21 protein-coding genes and 1 riboswitch are annotated in these 21,530 nt (G+C 74.8%); of the genes, 15 read left to right on the top strand and 6 right to left on the bottom strand.

Going from position 1 to position 21,530, the window contains the following annotated elements; translation table 11 throughout:
* Window positions 1-11: 11 nt before the first annotated feature.
* From IF27_RS26930 to IF27_RS26905, 6 genes are all read left to right on the top strand, one after another.
* The gene (locus tag IF27_RS26930; RefSeq protein ID WP_052852449.1) at window positions 12-800 is read left to right on the top strand and encodes an alpha/beta fold hydrolase; all 789 of its coding nucleotides are present in this window, start codon (window positions 12-14) and stop codon (window positions 798-800) included.
* Window positions 801-953: 153 nt separating this feature from the next.
* Complete coding sequence (hutU, locus tag IF27_RS26925) at window positions 954-2,615, top strand: urocanate hydratase (protein WP_052852518.1); 1,662 nt, start codon at window positions 954-956, stop codon at window positions 2,613-2,615.
* Between the two features lie 41 nt (window positions 2,616-2,656).
* Window positions 2,657-3,847, top strand: coding sequence for an allantoate amidohydrolase (locus IF27_RS26920; protein ID WP_110946290.1), 1,191 nt, complete (start codon window positions 2,657-2,659; stop codon window positions 3,845-3,847).
* A complete protein-coding gene (locus tag IF27_RS26915) occupies window positions 3,838-5,190 on the top strand; it encodes a formimidoylglutamate deiminase (protein WP_110946282.1) in 1,353 nt (450 codons plus the stop codon). The genes IF27_RS26920 and IF27_RS26915 overlap by 10 nt, the downstream gene beginning before the upstream one ends.
* A gap of 37 nt (window positions 5,191-5,227) precedes the next feature.
* Window positions 5,228-6,430: an imidazolonepropionase gene (gene hutI / locus IF27_RS26910; RefSeq protein ID WP_052852447.1), complete on the top strand. Its 1,203-nt coding sequence runs from the start codon at window positions 5,228-5,230 to the stop codon at window positions 6,428-6,430.
* 52 nt (window positions 6,431-6,482) lie between these two features.
* Window positions 6,483-7,871: an MFS transporter gene (locus IF27_RS26905; protein WP_052852446.1), complete on the top strand. Its 1,389-nt coding sequence runs from the start codon at window positions 6,483-6,485 to the stop codon at window positions 7,869-7,871.
* 13 nt (window positions 7,872-7,884) lie between these two features.
* Here IF27_RS26905 and IF27_RS26900 read toward each other — a convergent pair whose 3' ends face one another.
* Window positions 7,885-8,580 (bottom strand): MOSC domain-containing protein, encoded by a 696-nt coding sequence (locus IF27_RS26900; RefSeq protein WP_052852445.1) that lies wholly within the window; start codon window positions 8,578-8,580, stop codon window positions 7,885-7,887.
* A 90-nt stretch (window positions 8,581-8,670) separates the two neighbouring features.
* Window positions 8,671-9,624 carry a zinc-binding dehydrogenase gene (locus tag IF27_RS26895; protein WP_052852444.1) on the bottom strand — a complete coding sequence of 318 codons (954 nt, stop codon included), beginning with the start codon at window positions 9,622-9,624 and terminating at the stop codon, window positions 8,671-8,673.
* 153 nt (window positions 9,625-9,777) lie between these two features.
* On the opposite strand from IF27_RS26895, the gene IF27_RS26890 reads away from it, so the two are divergent.
* Entirely contained in the window at window positions 9,778-10,422 is a 645-nt protein-coding gene (locus IF27_RS26890) for a TetR/AcrR family transcriptional regulator (RefSeq protein ID WP_052852443.1), read from the top strand.
* 55 nt (window positions 10,423-10,477) lie between these two features.
* On the opposite strand, the gene IF27_RS26885 is transcribed toward IF27_RS26890, so the two are convergent.
* Window positions 10,478-11,389 (bottom strand): RNA polymerase sigma factor SigF, encoded by a 912-nt coding sequence (locus IF27_RS26885; protein WP_052852442.1) that lies wholly within the window; start codon window positions 11,387-11,389, stop codon window positions 10,478-10,480.
* Window positions 11,390-11,640: 251 nt separating this feature from the next.
* Between IF27_RS26885 and IF27_RS26880 the strand changes: the two genes are divergently transcribed.
* The 4 genes from IF27_RS26880 to IF27_RS26865 all read left to right on the top strand — a co-directional run bounded on the left by IF27_RS26880 (window position 11,641) and on the right by IF27_RS26865 (window position 14,887).
* Window positions 11,641-12,021 carry an STAS domain-containing protein gene (locus IF27_RS26880; protein ID WP_052852441.1) on the top strand — a complete coding sequence of 127 codons (381 nt, stop codon included), beginning with the start codon at window positions 11,641-11,643 and terminating at the stop codon, window positions 12,019-12,021.
* 184 nt (window positions 12,022-12,205) lie between these two features.
* On the top strand, window positions 12,206-12,841 hold the full coding sequence (locus tag IF27_RS26875; protein WP_052852440.1) for an ATP-binding protein: 636 nt from the start codon (window positions 12,206-12,208) through the stop codon (window positions 12,839-12,841).
* Between the two features lie 93 nt (window positions 12,842-12,934).
* The gene (locus tag IF27_RS26870; RefSeq protein WP_052852439.1) at window positions 12,935-13,612 is read left to right on the top strand and encodes a response regulator transcription factor; all 678 of its coding nucleotides are present in this window, start codon (window positions 12,935-12,937) and stop codon (window positions 13,610-13,612) included.
* Window positions 13,613-13,624: 12 nt separating this feature from the next.
* Entirely contained in the window at window positions 13,625-14,887 is a 1,263-nt protein-coding gene (locus tag IF27_RS26865; protein ID WP_052852438.1) for an ATP-binding protein, read from the top strand.
* On the opposite strand, the gene IF27_RS26860 is transcribed toward IF27_RS26865, so the two are convergent.
* Window positions 14,873-15,361, bottom strand: coding sequence for a GtrA family protein (locus tag IF27_RS26860; RefSeq protein ID WP_110946281.1), 489 nt, complete (start codon window positions 15,359-15,361; stop codon window positions 14,873-14,875). The genes IF27_RS26865 and IF27_RS26860 overlap by 15 nt on opposite strands.
* Window positions 15,362-15,424: 63 nt before the next feature.
* On the opposite strand from IF27_RS26860, the gene IF27_RS26855 reads away from it, so the two are divergent.
* From IF27_RS26855 to IF27_RS26840, 4 genes are all read left to right on the top strand, one after another.
* Window positions 15,425-16,573 (top strand): 5-(carboxyamino)imidazole ribonucleotide synthase, encoded by a 1,149-nt coding sequence (locus tag IF27_RS26855; protein ID WP_110946280.1) that lies wholly within the window; start codon window positions 15,425-15,427, stop codon window positions 16,571-16,573.
* The gene (gene purE / locus IF27_RS26850; RefSeq protein ID WP_052852437.1) at window positions 16,570-17,106 is read left to right on the top strand and encodes a 5-(carboxyamino)imidazole ribonucleotide mutase; all 537 of its coding nucleotides are present in this window, start codon (window positions 16,570-16,572) and stop codon (window positions 17,104-17,106) included. Before IF27_RS26855 ends, purE begins: the two co-directional genes overlap by 4 nt.
* A complete protein-coding gene (locus IF27_RS26845) occupies window positions 17,103-18,290 on the top strand; it encodes a dipeptidase (RefSeq protein ID WP_052852436.1) in 1,188 nt (395 codons plus the stop codon). Before purE ends, IF27_RS26845 begins: the two co-directional genes overlap by 4 nt.
* A gap of 349 nt (window positions 18,291-18,639) precedes the next feature.
* A riboswitch (cyclic di-AMP (ydaO/yuaA leader) is annotated at window positions 18,640-18,828 on the top strand.
* Window positions 18,829-18,831: 3 nt separating this feature from the next.
* Window positions 18,832-19,587: a LysM peptidoglycan-binding domain-containing M23 family metallopeptidase gene (locus IF27_RS26840; protein ID WP_052852435.1), complete on the top strand. Its 756-nt coding sequence runs from the start codon at window positions 18,832-18,834 to the stop codon at window positions 19,585-19,587.
* An 84-nt stretch (window positions 19,588-19,671) separates the two neighbouring features.
* Here IF27_RS26840 and IF27_RS26835 read toward each other — a convergent pair whose 3' ends face one another.
* A complete protein-coding gene (locus IF27_RS26835; RefSeq protein ID WP_052852434.1) occupies window positions 19,672-20,493 on the bottom strand; it encodes an ABC transporter permease in 822 nt (273 codons plus the stop codon).
* A complete protein-coding gene (locus tag IF27_RS26830; protein ID WP_052852433.1) occupies window positions 20,490-21,509 on the bottom strand; it encodes an ATP-binding cassette domain-containing protein in 1,020 nt (339 codons plus the stop codon). The genes IF27_RS26835 and IF27_RS26830 overlap by 4 nt, the downstream gene beginning before the upstream one ends.
* Window positions 21,510-21,530 lie beyond the last annotated feature (21 nt).

The following is a 21,530-nucleotide window of genomic DNA, read 5'->3' as shown; positions in this document are numbered from 1 at the left end:
GGCCCGCCACCATGCCGCACGCGACCGCCGGGGACGGCACCCGCATCGCCTACCAGGTCGAGGGGACGGGGGCTCCCCTCGTCCTCCTGTCCGGGCAGGCGAACACCCACCACTGGTGGGACCCCGTCCGCGCCGACTTCCACCCCGCACGCAGCACCGTCACGCTCGACTACCGGGGCACAGGCGACAGCGACAAGCCGCGCGAGGCGTACAGCACCCGGCAGTTCGCGGACGACGTCGTGGCCGTCCTCGACGACCTCGGGCTGGAGCGGGCCGACGTCTACGGCACCTCCATGGGCGGACGCGTCGCCCAATGGGTCGCGGTCCTGCACCCCGGCCGTGTGCGGCGCCTGGTGCTCGGCTGCACCACACCCGGCGGACCGCACAGCGTCCCGCGCGACGAGGCCATAGGGCGTTCCCTTGCGGGCGCCACGCCGCGCGAGGCCGCCCGCATCCTGCTCGGCCAGATGTACACGCCCGCCTGGCTGGAGGGGCGCCACGGGCTGTGGACGACGCTCGGCGACCCGGACATGCCGCTGTACGCCCGGCGGCGTCACTTCGCCGCCAGCGAGCAGCACGACGCGTGGGACGCGCTGCCCGGCATCGGCGCGCCCACCCTCGTCGTGCACGGCAGCGACGACACGTTCAACCCGGCCGCCAACGCGCCGCTGCTCGCCGGGCGCATACCCGGCGCCAGGCTCCACCTCCTGCCAGGCGCGCGACACGCGTACTTCGAGGAGTTCCGCGAGGTCGCCAGCCCCCTGGTGCTCGATTTCCTCGACGCCCCGGCCACCGCCTGACCGGCGGCGATGCCCGCCGGAACCGGTTCCGGCGGCGGCCGGGCCGCCCAGGTGGCGGGCGGAGCGGGGTGGTTGACTCGCCTTGCTCAGCCCCTACAGTCGGAGAGGCCGGTGCGCGCGCAGGGCACCGTCGTCCTCACCGGGGAGGCACGCATGGCAGGACCTCGGACCGTCCGGGCACCGCGCGGTGACGCGCTGACGGCCCGGGGCTGGCCCCAGGAGGCCGCGCTGCGGATGCTCCAGAACAACCTCGACCCGGACGTCGCCGAGCACCCCGACCGGCTCGTCGTCTACGGCGGCAGCGGCAAGGCGGCGCGCGACTGGAACTCCTTCGACGCCATGGTCCGCACCCTGCGCACCCTCGGTCCCGACGAGACGATGCTCGTCCAGTCCGGCCGTCCCGTCGGCGTCATGACGACCCACGAGTGGGCGCCCCGCGTCCTCATCGCGAACTCCAACCTCGTCGGCGACTGGGCGAACTGGGACGAGTTCCGGCGCCTCGAACACCTCGGCCTCACCATGTACGGGCAGATGACGGCCGGGTCATGGATCTACATCGGCACGCAGGGCATCCTCCAGGGCACCTACGAGACCTTCGCGGCCGTCGCCGCCAAACGCTTCGGGGGCACGCTCGCGGGGACCGTCACCCTCACCGCCGGGCTCGGCGGCATGGGCGGCGCGCAGCCCCTCGCCGTCACGATGAACGGCGGCGTCGCCCTGTGCGTGGACTGCGACCCGCGCGCCCTCGCCCGCCGAGTCGAGCACGGCTACCTCGACACGGCCGCGGACTCCCTCGACGACGCCCTGCGCCTGGCAGAACGCGCCCGCAGCGACCGCCGGGCCCTGTCCATCGGAGTCCTGGGCAACGCCGCCGACGTCGTGCCCGCCCTCCTCGCGCGCGGCGCGCCCATCGACGTCGTCACCGACCAGACCAGCGCCCACGACCCGCTCGCCTACCTGCCCCTCGGCGTGGAGCACGCCGACATGGCCGCCTACGCCGCCGACCACCCCGAGGACTTCGTCCGCAGGGCCCGCGAGTCGATGGCCCTGCACGTCGCGGCCATGGTCGGCTTCCAGGACGCGGGCGCCGAGGTGTTCGACTACGGCAACTCGCTGCGGGGCGAGGCACGGCTCGCCGGTTACGGACGCGCCTTCGACTACCCCGGTTTCGTCCCGGCCTACATCCGGCCGCTGTTCTGCGAGGGCAAGGGCCCGTTCCGGTGGGCGGCGCTCAGCGGGGACCCGAAGGACATCGCCGCCACCGACCGCGCCGTGCTCGACCTCTTCCCCGAGAACGAGTCGCTGGCCCGCTGGCTGCGGCTGGCGGGGGAGCGGGTGCGCTTCCAGGGGCTCCCGGCCCGCATCTGCTGGCTCGGCTACGGCGAACGCGACCGCGCGGGCGAGCGGTTCAACGACATGGTGGCCTCCGGTGACCTGGCCGCGCCCCTCGTCATCGGACGCGACCACCTGGACTGCGGGTCGGTGGCCTCCCCCTACCGGGAGACCGAGGCCATGCGCGACGGCTCGGACGCCATCGCCGACTGGCCGCTGCTGAACGCGATGGTGAACGTCGCCTCGGGCGCCTCCTGGGTCTCGATCCATCACGGCGGCGGGGTCGGCATGGGCCGCTCCCTGCACGCGGGGCAGGTCACGGTCGCCGACGGCACCCCGCTCGCGGGCGAGAAGATCCGCCGTGTCCTCACCAACGACCCGGGCACCGGCGTGATCCGGCACGTGGACGCGGGCTACGAGCGCGCCGAGGCCGTCGCCGCCGAGCGCGGCGTCCGCATCCCCGCGCGGGAGGCCGACGCGTGACCACCGCGCCGCATCCGGCCGCCGCCGCCTCCTTCCGCGCGATGTGGGAACGGCTGCTGCCCATCGGACGCGCCCCGGCCACCGGCGGCTACCGGCGCCACGCCTGGACGGCCGCCGACATCGAGCTGCGTGCCTGGTTCCGCACCGAGGCGGACACGCGCGGCCTGCGCTACGAGACCGACCGCAACGGCAACCAGTGGGCCTGGGCGGGCGACCCGGCCGCAGGGGACGCCGTCGTCACCGGCTCCCACCTCGACTCGGTGCCGGACGGCGGCGCCTTCGACGGGCCGCTCGGCGTCGTCTCGGCGTTCGCCGCGCTGGACGGGCTGCGCGCCCGGGGACGGCCGGTCCGCCGCCCCCTCGGCGTCGTGGCCTTCGCCGACGAGGAGGGCGCCCGCTTCGGCGTGGCCTGCGTCGGATCGCGGCTCGCCACCGGACAGCTGGACCCCCGCCGGGCCCGCGCCCTGCGCGACGCGGACGGCGTCCCGCTGTACCGCGCCCTGGCCGGTGCGGGGCTCGACCCGGAGGGGCTGGGGCCCGACCCGGAACGGCTCGCCCGTATCGGCGCCTTCGTCGAACTGCACATCGAGCAGGGCCGCGCCCTGGCCGACACGCCGCACGCGGTCGCCGTCGGCTCCGGTATCTGGCCGCACGGCCGCTGGCGGCTCGACTTCGGCGGCGAGGCGAACCACGCGGGCACCACCCGGGTCGAGGACCGCCGCGACCCGATGCTCACGTACGCCCACACCGTCCTGGCCGCCCGCAAACGGGCCCGGCTCGCGCACGCCCTGGCCACCTTCGGCAAGGTCCACGCCGAGCCGGGTGGCGTGAACGCGGTGCCGTCCCGCGTGCGCGGCTGGCTGGACTGCCGCGCCCCCGACCAGGACACCCTGGACGGCCTTGTCGCGGGGATCGCCGACAGCGCCGTCCAGCGCGGCGAGCGGGACGGCGTGACGGTGGACGTGACCCGCGAATCCGTCACCGGTGCCGTCCACTTCGACGCCGCGCTCCGCGACCTCGTCGCCGCGCGCGTCGGCGGCGATCCCCCCGCGCTGCCCACGGGCGCCGGGCACGACGCGGGGATCCTCGCCTCGGTCGTCCCCACCGCCATGCTGTACGTGCGCAACCCGACCGGCGTCTCGCACGCCCCGGCGGAGCACGCCGACGAGGCCGACTGCCTGGCCGGAGTCGCCGCGCTCACCCGTGTACTGGAGGGTCTCGCGTGTCCCTGACCGCACAGCTCTACTGGGCGGAGCACGCCTGGCTCGGCGGCACGGTCGAGCCGGGCGTCGCCCTCGCCACCGCCCCGTCCGGCCGCATCACCGAGGTCCACCCCGGTCTCGCGGCCCCGCCGATCGGAGCCGTCCCGCTGCGGGGACTCACCGTCCCCGGCTTCGCCAACGCCCACAGCCACGCCTTCCACCGCGCGCTGCGTGGTCTCTCCCAGGTCGGCGGCGGCACCTTCTGGACCTGGCGCGACGGCATGTACGACACGGCTGCCCGCCTCACCCCCGCGTCGTACGGCGCCCTCGCCCGCGCCGTCTTCGCGGAGATGGCCCTGGCGGGCATCACGTCCGTCGGCGAGTTCCACTACGTCCACCACCGGCCGGACGGCACGCCGTACGGGGAGCCCAACGCCATGGGGCTGGCGCTCGCCGCCGCGGCCGAGGACGCCGGCCTGCGCCTCACCCTCCTCGACACCTGTTACCTCGCCGCCGGATTCGGCAGACCGCCCGGCCCCCGGCAACTGCGCTTCAGCGACGGCACCGCCGACGCCTGGGCGGCCCGGGCCGCCGCGCTGCCGGGCGGCGGCACCTTCCTGGTCGGCGCCGCGGTCCACTCCGTCCGCGCGGTGCCCGCCGGGGAACTGGCGACCGTCGCCCGCTGGGCCGCCGACCGCGACGCGCCGCTGCACCTCCACCTCTCCGAGCAGCCCGCCGAGAACGACGACTGCCTCCGCGCCCACGGCGTCACCCCCACCCGGCTCGCGGCCGACCACGGCCTCCTCGGGCCGCGCACGACCGCCGTCCACGCCACCCATCTCACCGACGACGACATCCGCCTGCTCGCCGACTCCGGCACCGCCGTCTGCCTCTGCCCGACGACCGAACGCGACCTCGCCGACGGTATCGGGCCCGCCGCCGGTCTCCGCGACGCGGGCGCCCCCCTCTGCCTCGGCACGGACAGCCACACGGTCATCGACCCGCTCGCCGAGACCCGCGCCCTGGAAGGCGGCGAACGGCTCCGCAGCGGCAGACGCGGCCACTTCACCCCCGCCGAACTGCTCGGGGCCGCCGGGGCGGCGGGCCACGCCGCGCTGGGACGCCCCGAGGGCGGCAGGCTGGCCGCGGGCGCCCTCGCCGACTTCACCACCCTCGCCCTCGACAGCGTCCGCACCACCGGCTGCCCGCCCGCCCTGGCCGCCGAGGCCGTCCTCGCCGCGGGTACCGCCGCCGACGTCCGGCACACGGTCGTCGCGGGCCGCCACATCGTCCGCGACGGCATCCACCAACTCCTGCCCGACGTCCCCGGGCTCCTCGACAGGGCCATCACGAGCCTGCACCACACCGCCTGACCCCCGTCCGCCCCCACCCGCCGGGAGAACCCCGCCGATGTCCCCCGCAGAACCCGGCAACCCGGCGGCGAGCACCGCCATCACCAACATCGCCACCCTCATCACCAACGACCCCTCCCTCGGCCCCGGTCCCCTCGGCCCGGTCCACGACGCCGCCCTCGTCCTGGAGGGCGACCGCGTCGTCTGGACCGGCACAACCAGTGAAGCACCCGCCACTGACAGTCACCTCGACGCGGGCGGCCGGACCGTCATCCCCGGCTTCGTCGATTCGCACGCCCACCTGCTCCACGCCGGGGACCGCACCGACGAGTTCACCGCGCGGATGGCGGGCCGCCCCTACACGGCCGGAGGCATCCGCCGCACCGTCGCCGCGACCCGCCGCGCCACCGACGCCGACCTCGCCACGCGCCTCACCGCCCACCTCGACGAGATGCTGCGCCAGGGCACCACCACCGCCGAGACCAAGTCCGGCTACGGCCTCACCGTCGCCGACGAGGCCCGCGCCCTGCGCATCGCACGGTCCATGACGCCCGAGACGACCTATCTCGGCGCCCACGTCGTCCCGCCCGAGTACGCCGCCGCACCCGAGGCGTACGTCGAGCTGGTCACCGGCCCGATGCTCGACGCCGCCGCCCCGCACGCCCGCTGGATCGACGCCTTCTGCGAACGCGGCGCCTTCGACGCCGACCAGGCCCGCGCCGTCCTCACGGCGGGAGCGGCACGCGGCCTGATCCCCCGCCTGCACGCCAACCAGCTCGGCCCCGGCCCCGGCGTCCGGCTCGCCGTGGAACTGGGGGCGGCGTCGGCCGACCACTGCACCCACCTCACGGACGCGGACGTCGCCGCCCTCGCCGACAGCGGCGGCAGGACCGTCGCGACGCTCCTCCCCGGCTGCGAGTTCTCCACCCGCTCGCCCTACCCTGACGCCCGCAGGCTCCTGGACGCCGGAGCCGTCGTCGCGCTCGCCACCGACTGCAACCCCGGCTCGTCGTACACCAGTTCACTTCCGTTCTGCATCGCCGTCGCCGTCCGCGACATGGGCATGACGCCCGACGAGGCGCTCTGGTCGGCCACCGCGGGCGGCGCCGCCGCGCTGCGCCGCACCGACATCGGCCGCCTCACGCCCGGCGCCCGCGCCGACGTGGTGCTCCTCGACGCGCCCTCGCCCGTCCACCTCGCCTACCGCCCCGGCGTGCCCCTCGTCAGGTCGGTCTGGCGCGCCGGACGGCGCGCGGTCTAGGGTCGCGACCTGGTCGCGCGGACCTTCCGCGCACGGGGGAGGAGCACGGCGCATGGCAGAGGACGTCCGGACGGAGCGCGGCGCGGACACCGCCGCGCCGGCCCCACAGCCACCACCGGCCACCGGCCTCGGCTCGCGTTTCCTGCGCCTGTGGACCGCCGTCACGTTCGCCAACCTCGGCCAGGGCGCCAGCGCCATCGCCTTCCCCTGGCTCGCCACGACGCTCACGGACAACGCGCTCGCCATCGCGCTCGTCGGCGCCGCCGTCCGCCTGCCGTGGCTGCTGTTCAGCCTCCCCGCGGGCGCGCTCGCCGACCGCCTCGACCGCCGCCGCATCATGCTGGCGATGAGCGCCGCACGCGTCGTCGTCCTCGGCACGGTCGCCCTGCTCGTCGCGCTCGACGTGATGTCCCTGCCGCTGCTCTACGTGTGCGCGCTGGTCCTCGGATTCGCCGAGGTCCTGTTCGACAACACCTCGCAGGTCCTGCTGCCCTCGCTGGTGGACCGCGACCGCCTCGCCGCCGCCAACGGCCGCCTGATGGCGGGGCAGATCGTCACCGAGGACTTCTTCGCCCGGCCGGTCGGCGGCTTCCTCCTCGGCCTCGCGCTCGCCGCGCCGTTCGCCTTCGACGCGTTGACGGCCGCGGTCGCCGGGGTGCTGCTGCTGACCCTGCGCGGCACGTTCCGGGCGGCGGCGCCCGCCGTGCCCGCGCAGACCACGGTGCCGTCCGCCGTACCCGCGCAGACGGGCCAGGACGCCCAGCCCACGGCGCCCGCGCCGCCGGTCGTCAGGCGGCGCATGCGCGCCGACATCGCCGAGGGCGTCCGCTGGCTGTGGCGTCACCCGCTGCTGCGGCCCCTGGCCCTCTCCCTGGCGGTCCTCAACGTCGCAGGCCAGGGCATCATGGCCACCTATGTGCTCTACGCGCAGGAGGTCCTGGACCTGGGCGCGTTCGGCTTCGCCGTCCTCACGTCGGTCGGTGGCGTCGGCGGTCTCCTCGGCGGCCTGCTCGCGGCCCGGGTGACCCGGCGGATCGGCACCGCGCGCTCCCTGTTCTGCCTGCTGGCCATCGACACCGTGGCCTACACGACCGCCGTCCTGTCGTCCGACGCGTACCTGGTCGGCGCGGCCATGGCCGTCACCGGCTTCGGCATCGTGATGTGGAACGTCGTGACCGTCTCCCTGCGGCAGACCCTCATCCCCGACCACCTCCTCGGCCGCGTCAACAGCGTCTACCGCCTCCTCGGCTGGGGCAGCATGCCGCTGGGCATGGCGGCCGTCGGCGGGCTGGTCGTCGCGGTGGAGGCGCTGGCCGGACGCGAGGCCGGGCTCCGCACGCCGTACGTGGTCGCGCTGGTGTGCATCGCCGGCCTGTCGCTCTACATGCGACGGCACCTGCGCCAGCGGTCGATCGACGCCGCGCTCGGCACGCGCGCCTGACGCGCCGGGGCGCTCAGGCCGGGTCTGGCACGGGCGCGTCCGCCACCGGGCCGAGCCCGGCCCACGCGCGCGCCCGCTCCCGCTCGCGCGAGTGCAGCGCGTCCCCGGCGGCGATGACCCGGGGGCGCAGTTCGGGCGCCGTCGTCATCGCGCGGAAGAGGAACCTCGTCGTCACCTCGTGGTCCGGCCGGTGCAGGACCTCGACGCCGTCACCGGCGCGGATCTGTCCGGGGGTCAGCACCCGGAAGTAGACGCCGGAGCGCGCGTCGGCCGTGAACCGCTTCACCCACCCGGACTCGCCGAGCCATGACGCGAACGTCCGGCAGGGGATGCGGGGGCTCGTCGCCTCAAGGACCAGCTCGCCGCCCACACGCCACCGCTCGCCGATCCGCACCTCCGCCAGGTCGGCGCCGACCGTCGTCAGGTTCTCCCCGAAGACGCCGTTGGCCAGCGGGCGCCCGAGCAGTCCTTCCCAGCGGTCCAGGTCCTCACGGGCGTACGCGTACACGGCCTGGTCGTCCCCGCCGTGGAACCGCAGGTCGCACACCGTGTCCCCGGCGAGGCCGCTGCCGCCCACGCCGCGTGGGCCCGGCGCGCCGACCGCGACCGGCCCGGCCACCGGCCGCTTGTCGATCCCGGTGAGCCCGGACGGCGCGTCCGTCTGCGCGGCGGAGGTGGCGCGGCCGGTGTTGACGGTGAGGACGGTCACCGGCCGGACGGGCGGTGAGGACGACGAGGGCGGTGAGGGCGGTGAGGTCTCGGGCACAGGCCCGAGGATACGGCCGCGCGGCCGACCCGGTCAGCTCCTCGGCCCGTCCGTGACGTCCAGTACGGCCTTGCCCGTCACCCTCCCCTCCCGCAGCGCCGCGACGGCCTCGGCGGCGCGGTCCCAGCCGCCGCGCCAGCCGATCTGCGGGTCCAGCTCGCCCCGCGTCAGCAGCTCCGCGAGCCACGCCAGGTCGGCGCCGAGCCCCACGCTGTCGTCGAGGAGGAAGTAGGTCGCGACGGAACGGTTGTGCCCCAGCGGGCCGTTCAGCGCGCCGAGCGGGAACGACTCGCCACGGCCCTCCGTGTGCCCGACGGCGACCAGCGTCCCGTGCGGCGCGAGCGCCCCGAACGCCGCCACCAGATGATCCCCGCCCACGGTGTCCAGGACCCCGTGCACCGGCGCCGACAGCCCGTCCGTGATGCCGGGGACGCCCACGACCACCTCGTGCGCGCCCAGCGCCCGCAGCGCCTCGCCGTTCGCGGCGTCCCGCGTCGTCGCGATCACGTGCGCGCCGCCCCGCGCGGCGAGCTGGAGGGCGTACCGCCCCACCCCGCTGCCCGCGCCCGTCACCAGGACACGGCGGCCCAGGATCGGGCCGAGCCGGTGCAGCGCCCGCAGCGCCGTGCCCGCGGCGACCGGCAGGGTGCTGACCGCGCCGGGGTCGGCGTCCTCGGGTATCACGCCGATCCCCTCGGTCGGCACGCTCCGCAGCTCCGCCCAGGCACCGTCCTCGCCGAGCGTGACCACCGGCGTGCCCACGGGCGGCCCCGAGCCGTCGGCCGCCGCCCGGACGACGACACCCGCCGCGTCCCAGCCCGGCACGGCTCCTGCGTCGCCCTCGGGCAGGACGTGCGTGACCTCGCCGTGGTTGAGGGAGACGGCCGAGACGCGGATCAGCACCTCCCCGGGACCCGGCTCCGGGTCGGGCACCTCCGTCAGGGCGAGATGGCCGGGTGCGGTGTGGTCGATCGTCCAGGCACGCATCGTTCGGATCCTTCCGTCGGTGGACGCACGCGCGTCACGCCGCTCCGGGTGGGCACCGGGCCCGGGACCGGGCGGCGGAAGAGATAGTGCCAGTCACCGGCATAAGCGTGCAACAGGCTTTTGGCTGTCACCGGCGACAGGTAGACTCGCCCCATGACCGACGCCGGACTGACGCTGCGGGAGCGCAAGAAACTGCGCACCCGCCACGCGCTGGTGGACGAGGCGCTGCGGCTGTTCACCGAGAAGGGCTTCGCCGCCGCGACGCTCGACGAGCTGGTGGAGGCGGTGGAGGTCTCCCAGCGGACCTTCTTCCGCATGTTCGCCTCCAAGGAGGACGTCGCCCTCGCCCCGGAGAAGGAGCTGTGGGCCGCGTACAGCGCGCGCGTCGAGGCGCACCCGCCCGGCCCCTCGCCGCTGCCCGACTACGTCGCCGCGCTCCGGGCGGCCGTCGAGGAGATGGCCGACGGCTGGGAGGCACGCTTCCTGACGAGCCGCGCCCTGTGCGACCGCACGCCCGCGCTGGTCGCCCACAGCCTGCGGCACTGCGCCGACGTCACCGACCGGGTCGTCGCGCTCGGTCTGGCCCCCGGGCAGTCCGAGCTGGAACGGCGCCTGCTCATCGAGCTGTTCCTGACCGCCTGGCGCTGGGCGCTCGCCCGCTGGGCGGAGGACGGGGCGCCCGACCGCGCCGCGCTCCGCTCCCGGATGGACGACGCCTTCGCGGCGCTGCCGGATCTCGCCCCCCTGCTCAGCGCCGCCCCCCGACACGAAGAGGCCCGCCGGGGAGTACACGCGTAGACCGCGTGTGCTCCCCGGCGGGCCCCGGAACGGCCGCGCAGGGCGGCCGGAGGGATCAGTCCTCGGCCAGCAGCCCGCGCCGCAGCCGCGCCAGCGTCCGCGACAGCAGCCGCGAGACGTGCATCTGCGAGATCCCCAGCTCCTCGCCGATCTCCGACTGCGTCATGTTGGCGACGAAGCGCAGCGACAGGATCGTCCGGTCGCGCGGCGCCAGCCCGGCGATGAGCGGCTTCAGCGACTCGATGTACTCGATGCCTTCGAGGTCGTGGTCCTCGTACCCCAGCCGGTCGGCGAGGGCGCTCTCGCTGTCGTCCTCCTCCGGCTGGGCGTCCAGCGAGCTGGCGGTGTACGCGTTCGACGCCGTCATCCCCTCGACGACCTCGTCCTCGCCGACGCCGAGGCGCCCGGCCAGCTCCGCCACCGTCGGCGAGCGGTCCAGCTGCTGCGCCAGCTCGTCGCCCGCCTTGGCGAGGTCGAGCCGCAGCTCCTGGAGGCGGCGCGGCACCCGTACCGACCAGGAGGTGTCGCGGAAGAACCGCTTGATCTCGCCGACGATCGTGGGCATCGCGAAGGTGGGGAACTCCACGCCCCGCTCGGCGTCGAAGCGGTCGATCGCCTTGATCAGGCCGATCGTGCCGACCTGGACGATGTCCTCCATCGGCTCGCTGCGGGAGCGGAAGCGCGAGGCGGCGAAGCGGACCAGCGCGAGGTTCAGCTCGACGAGGGTGCTGCGGACGTACGCGTGCGCGTGGGTGCCCTCCTCCAGCGTCGCGAGGCGGGCGAAGAGGGATTTCGACAGGGTCCGCGCGTCGGGCGGTGCCACGTCCTCGAAGGGGGGCAGCTCGGCAAGTGACGCGAACAGGTCGTCCTCGGCGTCCCGGAGCCGGGCGGGCACGAAGGCGGTGGCGGCCGGTGCGGTGTCCTGGGCCGTCGTCGAGGGGGCGTGGGGGTGGGGGGCGGGTGACATAGGCGTGTCCTCCGTGAGTATCTCGGCATATGGCTGCCGAAGCCGTGACGTGCACTGCGGAGTGCGGCGCCTCCAAGCCGACGTAGGGAAAACTCTCAAGCTCTACGCCTATCGGGGATCGGGTGGCCGTGGCAAGTTCGCTCCGTCCGGAACCGGACGGATGTCCGATACGTTCGGCTGTCGGGACGACGGGGCACGGGCTAAGGTTTCGAACCTAGCCAGGATGAAGGCTCCGATGAGAAGGGGGCTGCATGGACCGCGGGACACCGGACAGCACGCGCCGGAAACAGCTGACGATCGACGTGCGGCGTACCGGGCCCGGTGCCGTGGTCACACCGGCAGGTGAGTTGGATCACCATTCCGCGGACGCGCTGCGCGTGACGCTCGAGCAGAGCATCGCGGACGGCTCCCGCCGCATCGTCATCGACTGCTCCGAGCTGGAGTTCTGCGACTCCACGGGCCTGAACGTCCTCCTCGCCACGCGGCTGGAGGCGGAGGCCGTCGGTGGCGAGATCCACCTGGCGGGCATGCGCCCCATCGTCGCCCGCGTGTTCGAGATAACGGGCGCCGGCTCGGTGTTCACCGTGCACAGCACCCTCGCCGACGCCCTCGCGGCACATCCGGCGGACTGAGTGCCGGGCGAACCGCGCCGCCGCGCCACGGGCGCGCGCGTCACACGATTGCCGGGGTGGTGTGGGTGTGGCCACCCGCGCGCCGGGCAGGAGTGCACTCAGGCCAATGTGTCCCCGGTGCCCGCACGGCACCGGCGGACGAACGTTTCAGCAGCGTGGGGATGCGGTGAGGGGAGGCGTGGGCATGAATGCGACCCGGCCGTTCCCGGCAGGCGGCGGTGACCCCGGACCGGAGCCACAGGGTCAGGCCGCCGTCGAGGCGAGCGGCTACGTGGAGGCCGTGCGGGACGCGATCCCGCACGGCGACCCCGACGTCCTCGGCGACCACGGCGGCGACCACGGCGTGCCGCCGGACGGCGCGCCGTCCGCGGCGGTGGAGGAGCGGCCCGCCGCCGAGCCGATGCGGCAGCTCAGACGGCTGCGGCTCGTCGGCACCGCGGGCGTCGTCGCCCGCTCGCGCGAGTTCCTGCGCGAGGCCCTGCACGACTGGGGCTGGCTCCCCTCCGAGACGGAGGAGCAGCGCGCCACCGCGGAGGACGCCCTGCTGGTCGTGTCGGAACTGGTCACGAACGCCTGCCTGCACGCCGGAGGCCCCGAGGAGCTGCGCGTCGGGTACGGGACCAAGACGCTGCGCGTCGAGGTCGTGGACGGCGGCGACGGCGATCCCGCCCTGCGCACCACCCGCCGCGCCGGTCGCCCCGGCGGCCACGGCATGTTCATCGTCGAGCGGCTCTGCCTCGACTGGGGTGTCACGCACGACGCCGCCTCCGGCGGGAAGACCGTCTGGGCCGAGGTGGCGGCCCCGCCCGGCCTCGCCTGAGCCGACCCGACGGGGCGCCGCCGCCCCCCGTCGCCGCCCACCGGGTTACCCGGTATCGACTGCGGGGCGTCGCGGGGCGTCTACCATCGCCCCATGACCCGAGTACTGCTCGCAGAGGACGACGCATCCATCTCGGAGCCCCTGGCCCGCGCCCTGCGCCGTGAGGGCTACGAGGTGGACGTGCGCGAGGACGGGCCCGCGGCCCTGCGCGCCGGACTGCGTGGCGACGTCGATCTCGTCGTGATCGACCTGGGCCTGCCCGGCATGGACGGCCTTGAGGTCTGCCGTCGGCTGCGCACCGAGGGTCTGACCCTGCCCGTCCTCGTCCTGACGGCCCGCGCCGACGAGGTGGACACCGTCGTCGGCCTGGACGCGGGCGCCGACGACTACGTCACCAAGCCGTTCCGCCTGGCCGAGCTGCTCGCCCGCGTCCGGGCGTTGCTGCGCCGCGGCACGGCCGAGTCCGCCCCCGCGCCCGCCGTGCACGGCATCCGCATCGACGTGGAGTCGCACCGCGCCTGGATGGGCGACGAGGAACTGCACCTGACCGCCAAGGAGTTCGACCTGCTGCGCGTGCTGGTACGCGACGCGGGGCGCGTCGTCACCCGCGAGCAGCTGATGCGCGAGGTGTGGGACACGACCTGGTGGTCCTCCACCAAGACCCTGGACATGCACATCTCCTGGCTGCGCAAGAAGCTCGGCGACGACGCGGCCAACCCCCGCTACATCGCCACCGTCCGGGGCGTGGGGTTCCGCTTCGAGAAGAGCTGACGGACCACCGCCGTGCGCCGCCGCCTGATCAACTCGACCCTGGCCGTCGTCCTCGTCGTCCTGGCGGTCTTCGGCTTCTCGCTCTTCCTGGTCGAGGCCAGGTCCATCGAGTCCACCGCGCGCGACCGGCTGGACGCCGAGGCGTCCCGGGTGCTGGCCGACGTCGAGAGCCGGATCGCGTCGGGCGACCCGGTCACGGCGGACGAGCTGCGCGCCTCCGCCCCGGCGGACCGGTTCGTGGAGATCGCGCTGCCGGGCAGCGAGACCGTGCGGATCGGCGAGGAGCCGTCGGGCGAGGAGATGTCGGCCGAGCAGGTCGGGGCGCGCGGCGAGACGGTGACCGTCTCCCAGCCGCGCAGCGTCGTCAGCGACGAGATCGGCCGCATGGTGACGATCACCCTGGTCGTCTCGCTGCTGGCCGTCGGCGCCGCCGTGCTGCTGGCGGTCCGGCAGGCCAACCGGGTCTCCGCGCCCCTCACCGACCTCGCCGAGGCGGCGGAACGGCTCGGGTCGGGCGATCCGCGCCCCCGCCACCGCCGCTACGGCGTCCCTGAGCTGGACCGCGTCGCCGACGTGCTGGACGCGAGCGCGGAGCGGATCGCCCGCATGCTCACGGCGGAGCGCCGCCTCGCCGCCGACGCCTCCCACCAGCTGCGTACGCCGCTGACCGCGCTGTCGATGCGCCTGGAGGAGATCATCGCCACCGAGGACCGTGACACGGTCCAGGAGGAGGCGGCGATCGCCCTGGCCCAGGTGGAGCGGCTCACCGACGTCGTCCAGCGGCTGCTGACCAACTCGCGCGACCCACGGCTCGGCTCCGCGGTCGCCTTCGCCATCGACGACGTCGTCGTCCAGCAGACCGAGGAGTGGAAGCCCGCCTACCGCAACGCGGGCCGGGCGATAGTCCACTCGGGCCGCGCCGGGCTGCGCGCCGTGGGCACGCCCGGCGCCGTCTCGCAGGTCCTCGCCTGCCTCATCGAGAACGCGCTCATGCACGGCGCCGGGACCGTCGCGCTGCGCACGCGCACGACCGGCAACCAGGTCGTCGTGGAGGTCACCGACCAAGGTCCTGGCGTCCCCTCGGAGCTGGGCGCCCGGGTCTTCGAGCGCACGGTCAGCGGCCGGAACTCGACGGGGCTCGGGCTCGCCGTGGCCCGTGACCTGGCGGAGGCGGACGGCGGCCGTCTCGAACTGCTCCAGGCCAGGCCGCCGGTGTTCGCGCTGTTCCTCAGCCGCGAGGCCGCCGAGCAGGGCGGCGGCTCAGACCGTGCCTGACGCCTCGGTGGGCGCCGTGTCGTCCGCCGCCGCGGGCCCGGGGGCGGCGCGGAAGACCCACGTCCGGTAGGACCAGAAGCGGAAGAGCGAGCCGAGGCCGAGGCCGAGGACGTTCTTCGCGAGGTTGTCCGCGAGCGGCGAGGTGAGGCCGAGGCCGTAGTGCGAGAGGGCGAGGAGGCCGTTCTCGATCACCATGCCCACGCCGGAGAAGAGGAGGAAGAGCCCCACCTCCCGGCTGCGGCCCGACTTGTCGCGGTGCCGGTAGGTCCAGTAGCGGTTGCCCGCGTAGTTGGTGCAGATGGCGGCCGAGGTGGCGATCACGCCGGAGCGTACGGGGGCGAGGTCCGCGGCCTGGGTGCACAGGTTGAACACGACGACGTTGACCAGGAAACCGAACGCCCCCACGGTGCCGAACTTCGCGGCCTCGCGGGCGACCCCCCGCAGGCGGTCGCGGAGTGTGAGGGCTTCGGTCATAGCCGCCATGGTAACCAGGCGGTCCCGTGCGGGTCCTGGGGGCGTGGCGGATACGCTGTGTGCGTGACTTTTCCGGTGGTCGGCATGGTCGGCGGGGGGCAGCTCGCCCGTATGACCCACGAGGCGGGCATCCCGCTCGGCATCAGATTCAGGCTGCTCAGCGACACTCCGCAGGACTCCGCCGCGCAGGCGGTCGGGGACGTCGTGATCGGCGACTACCGCGATCTCGACACGCTCCGTGCGTTCGCGAAGGGGTGCGACGTGATCACTTTCGATCACGAGCATGTCCCGACCGAGCATCTGCGCGCGCTGGAGGCGGACGGCATCCCCGTCCGCCCCGGCCCCGACGCGCTGGTGCACGCGCAGGACAAGGGCGTGATGCGCGCCCGGCTGACCGAGCTGGGCGTGCCCTGCCCGCGCCACCGCCTCGTGGCCGACCCGGACGACGTGGTGCGCTTCGCGGGCGAGACCGGCGGCTTCCCCGTCGTCCTGAAGACGGTGCGCGGCGGCTACGACGGCAAGGGCGTGTGGGTCGTGCCCGACGCGGCGACCGCCGCCGCGACCACCGCGCCGTTCCGCGCCGGGGTCGCCGTGCTAGCCGAGGAGAAGGTGGACTTCGTGCGGGAGCTGGCGGCGAACGTCGTGCGCTCCCCGCACGGCCAGGCCGTCGCCTACCCGGTGGTGGAGTCGGTGCAGGTCGGCGGCGTCTGCGACACGGTGATCGCCCCCGCGCCCGGCCTGCCGGAGGACGTCGCCCTGGCCGCCCAGCGGCTCGCGCTGCGCGTCGCCGCCGACCTCGGCGTCACGGGGCACCTCGCCGTCGAGCTGTTCGAGACGCGGGACGGCCGCGTCCTCGTGAACGAGCTGGCGATGCGCCCGCACAACTCGGGGCACTGGACGCAGGACGGCGCCGTCACCTCGCAGTTCGCCAACCACCTGCGGGCCGTGCTGGACCTGCCGCTGGGCGACCCGCGCCCCCGCGCGCGCTGGACGGTGATGGCCAACGTCCTCGGCGGCGACTTCCCCGACATGTACCAGGGCTACCTGCACTGCATGGCGCGCGACCCGAGGCTGAAGATCCACATGTACGGCAAGGACGTGAAGCCGGGCCGCAAGGTCGGCCATGTCACGACCTACGGCGACGACCTGGACGACGTGCGCGAGCGCGCCCGGCACGCGGCCGACTACCTCAGAGGAGTCATCACCGAATGAGCCCGCAGGACACCACCGCCACCGCCCCGCCGCTGGTCGGCATCGTCATGGGCTCCGACTCCGACTGGCCGGTGATGCGGGCCGCCGCCGACGCGCTCGACGAGTTCGGCGTGCCGCACGAGGTGGACGTCGTCTCGGCGCACCGCATGCCGCACGAGATGCTCGCGTACGGCGAGGAGGCCGCCGGGCGCGGCCTGAAGGCGATCGTCGCGGGCGCGGGCGGCGCCGCCCACCTGCCCGGCATGCTCGCCTCGCTCACCCCGCTGCCCGTCATCGGCGTGCCCGTGCCGCTGAAGCACCTCGACGGCATGGACTCGCTGCTGTCGATCGTGCAGATGCCGGCCGGGGTGCCGGTCGCGACCGTCTCCATCGGCGGCGCGCGCAACGCCGGGCTCCTCGCCGTCCGTCTCCTGGCCGCGCACGACGAGGGCCTGCGGCTGCGGATGGTCGAGTTCCAGCGCGCGCTGCGCGAGCAGGCCACCGAGAAGGGACGCCGCCTGCGCGCCGCGCGCGCCGACGAGGCCGCCGTATGAGCGCCCACCTGGACGCCGCCCGCGCGCTGCTCGACGCGTACCCGGTCGTGGACGGGCACAACGACCTGCCGTGGGCCCTGCGCCAGCAGGTGGGCTACGACCTCGACCGCGCCGACATCGCCACCGACCAGAGCCACCGGCTCCACACCGACCTGCCCCGCCTGCGCGCGGGCGGCGTCGGCGGCCAGTTCTGGTCGGTGTACGTCGCGGCCGAGTACGCCGGGGACCGCGCCGTCAGCGCGTGCCTGGAGCAGATCGACGTGGTCGCCGCCCTCCTGGCCCGCTACCCGGAGTCGCTGCGGCGCGCCCTGACGGCCGACGACCTGGAGGCGGCGCGCGCCGAGGGCCGTATCGCCTCCCTGATGGGCGCCGAGGGCGGCCACAGCATCGCCAACTCCCTCGCCACCCTCCGCGCGCTGTACACGCTGGGCGTCCGCTACATGACGCTCACCCACAACCTGACGATCGACTGGGCCGACTCCGCCACCGACGCGCCGCGCCACGACGGGCTGTCCGCGTTCGGCGAGGAGGTCGTGCGCGAGATGAACCGGCTGGGCATGCTCGTCGATCTGTCGCACGTCGCGCCCGCCACGATGCGGGACGCGCTGCGGGTGACGGAGGCGCCGGTGATCTTCTCGCACTCCTCCGCCCGCGCCGTCTGCGACCACCCGCGCAACATCCCGGACGACGTCCTGGCGCTGCTGCCCGGCAACGGCGGGGTGGCGATGGCGACGTTCGTGCCGCAGTTCGTGCTGGCCGAGGCGTACGCCTGGTTCACGCGCGCCGCCGACCACATGCGGGCGCGGGGCTTCCAGCCGCTGGACCACACGCCGGACGCCATGCGCGTGCTCGGCGCCTTCGAGGCCGACAACCCGCGCCCGCGCGCCACGGTGGCGACCGTCGCCGACCATCTCGACCACATGCGGGACGTCGCGGGCATCGACCACCTCGGCCTCGGCGGCGACTTCGACGGGACGGCGTACCTGCCGGACGGGCTCGACAGCGTGGCCGGGTACCCGCGGCTGGTCGCGGAGCTGCTGGACCGCGGCTGGTCGGCTGCCGACCTCGCGAAGCTGACCTGGGGGAACGCGGTCCGGGTCCTGCGGGACGCGGAGGCCGTCGCCCGGGACGCGGCGGGGCGGCGCGGGCCGTCGCTCGCGACGATCGAACAGCTCGACGGCTGAATCGGGCATTTGCCGCACTGCGTCTGTTGTCGGGCATGGGTTGCCTGTGGGTGACCGAGTTCACTCGGCTCCCCGACCGTTCACCTCGTGAAAGTGACGCGCGTTGATCGCGCTCGGGCGATCGGGCTCTCGACCAGGGGCCTTGACGGTGCGTCACCGCGGCCCGCCGTCGCGCCCCGCGTCCACCGTGTGACGTACGGCGACGGTCGGCTCGTCCCGGTATCGCCGATCGTGGTCGGCGTGCGTCCTGTTTCTTGTGTTGCCCGAATTCATCGGCTTAACGTTCTGGCGCGCCGCCCCTCCGCGGCGCACCGCCCCCGGACGCCGAATCCTGTCACCGGGAGCAGGGACTCAGAACTTTCCGTGTGACAGGAGCGGGGGACCCACTTTCCGCCGGTGCCGCTCGCGAAGAGAGGTACCGGCTCGGGGTGAAGCCGACGACGCGCAGCGGGCATCCACAGCCCTCCGCGCGCCGACGGCCGGGCAGTCTCCGGCCCGAACCCGACAGCTGACCTCGCAGGCGTCGGAGAGGAGCACACGCATGTCCGCACACGGACGCCACCGCCGCCCGCGTGGCCGCCGCATCTCACGCGTCTCCCTGCTGCTCACCGCCGGCGGCGCCGGCGTGGCCCTGCCGCTGGTCGCGACCGGCGCCGCGAGCGCCGCGACCGCCGACACGTACGAGGTCCAGCCGGGCGACACCCTGTCGCGCATCGCCGCAGAACACGACATCGACGGCGGCTGGCAGGCCCTGTACGCCGCCAACGAGGACGCCGTCGGCACCGACCCCGGCCTGATCCACCCCGGCGACACGCTGAAGCTCGACGGCATCACCGTCACCGCCCAGGCCGCCCCGGCGCCCGCCGAGGAAGCCGCCGCCCAGCCCGCCACCGGCTCGTACGTCGCCCCGGTCGCCGGTGTCCACGGCAGCGGCTACGGCGCGGCCGGTTCCCTGTGGGCCTCGGGCCACCACACCGGCGCGGACTTCCCGGTCGGCTCCGGCACGCCCGTCGCCGCCATCACCGACGGCCAGGTCGTCACGGCGGGCTCCGGCGGCTCGTACGGCAACCAGGTCGTCATCCAGCACGCCGACGGCCACTACAGCCAGTACGCCCACCTGTCGTCGCTCTCGGTCAGCGTCGGCCAGACCGTCTCCACCGGCCAGCAGATCGGCCTCTCCGGCTCCACCGGGAACTCCACCGGCCCGCACCTGCACTTCGAGGTGCGCACCGGCCCCGACTACGGCTCGGACATCGACCCGATCGCCTACCTCGCGCAGCACGGCGTCACCGCCTGACGGCGCCCCGCGACGCGGGAAGGGGCGGGACCTGGCACTCCAGGTCCCGCCCCTTCGCCGTCCCCCGCCCCGCCTCGGGCCAGGTCAGCGGCCGAGCGCCTTGTAGCGGCGGACGGCCAGCGGCGCGAAGATCGCCGTGAGCACGGCGGGCCACAGGATCGCGAGCAGCAGCGCGTTGTCCGAGGCCCAGCCGCTGCCGCCCACGCCCGGGTTCCCGAACAGGTCGCGCAGGGCCGTGACGGTCGCGGACAGCGGGTTCCACTCCGAGACGGTGCCGAGCCAGCCGGGCATCAGTTCGGGGGACGTGAACACGTTGGACACCGCGGTCAGCGGGAACGCCAGCGGGAACACGATGCCGCCGACCGCGTCCTCGTTGCGGACCAGCAGGCCGAGATAGATGCCGATCCACGTGATCGCCAGGCGCAGCGCGAGCACGAGCAGCAGGGCCAGCAGCATGCGGCCGATGCCGCGGTGCCAGGTCCAGCCGACCAGCAGGCCGCACATCAGGACGACCAGCAGCTCGATGACGCCCCGCAGCATGTCGGCCGTGCAGCGGCCCGTCAGCAGGGCGGACCTGGCGATCGGCATGGAGCGGAAACGATCCACCACGCCCCGCCGTGCGTCCACGGCGATGGCGGAGCCGCTGGAGCCCATGCCGTAGAGCATCGTCATGGCGAAGACGCCCGGCACCAGGAACTCCCGGTAGTTCCCGCCGCCCGCGACCGACATGCCGCTGCCGAAGACGTAGCCGAAGACGAGGACGAACATGATGGGCAGCGCGAAGTAGAGCGCCGCCTCCTCGGGCGTCCGCGCGAGGTGGGCCATGTGCCGTCGTGTCATGGTCAGGCCGTCCGCGACGGGCCCCCGCCGCCTGGGGGCGGCGCCCCGTACCGTGTCCGCGCTCATGCGGCACGCCCCTTCCCCGCGAGTACCGCGCCGTCCCCGGCCGCGTCCGTCCGTTCCTGCGTGCGGTGGCCGGTGAGGTGCAGGAACGCCTCGTCCAGCGTCGGCCGCCGCGTCCCGATGTCCTCGACGGTGACGCCCGCGTCGTGCAGGGCGCGCACCACCTCCGTCAGCGCCGCGACGTGATCGGCGACGGGCACGGACGCCCGCCGCGCGTCGCGGTCCACCTCGGGCCGCCCGCCCGGCCCTGCCGCCCGGGCGAGCAGGTCCGCGACGCGCGGCAGGTCGGCGGCGTCCCGCACGACGACCTCGACGCGCGCCCCGCCGAGCCGGGCCTTCAGCTCGTCGGCCGTGCCCTCCGCGACGACCCGCCCCGCGTCGATCACCGAGATGCGGTCCGCCAACTGGTCGGCCTCCTCCAGGTACTGCGTGGTCAGCAGCACCGTCGTCCCGGTGGCGACGAGGGACCGTACGGCGTCCCACACCTGGTTGCGGCTGCGCGGGTCGAGCCCGGTGGTCGGCTCGTCCAGGAACAGCACGCGCGGCACCCGGACCAGGCTCGCCGCGAGGTCGAGCCGCCGCCGCATGCCGCCGGAGTACTTCCCGGCCCCCCGTCCGGCCGCGTCCGTCAGCCCGAACTGCGCCAGCAGCTCGTCCGCCCGCTGCCGGGCCCGGCGCCTGCCGAGGCCGTAGAGCGTGCCGAACATGACGAGGTTCTGCCGCCCGCTGAGCTGTTCGTCCACCGCCGCGTACTGGCCGGTGAGCCCGATGCGGGCACGGACCTCGCCCGGCTGCCGCGCCACGTCGAAGCCGCAGATCTCGGCGTGGCCCGCGTCGTAGCGCAGCAGGGTCGCCAGCGCGCGGACGGCCGTGGTCTTCCCGGCGCCGTTCGGGCCGAGGAGCCCGTGGACGGTGCCGAACGGGACGGTCATGCCGAAGCCGTCCAGGGCCGCCCTGCCTCCCGTGTCGCCGTACCGCTTGCGCAGCCCCTCGGCCGCTATGGCGTGGTCAGCCGCCATGGAAACCCCCAAGTACCCGGG

Origin of the sequence: Streptomyces avicenniae (genome assembly GCF_000719135.1) — a bacterium.
Classification (GTDB): domain Bacteria; phylum Actinomycetota; class Actinomycetes; order Streptomycetales; family Streptomycetaceae; genus Streptomyces; species Streptomyces avicenniae.
Note: the sequence above shows the minus strand (reverse complement) of the source record. Positions and strands in the feature narration are given on the sequence as shown.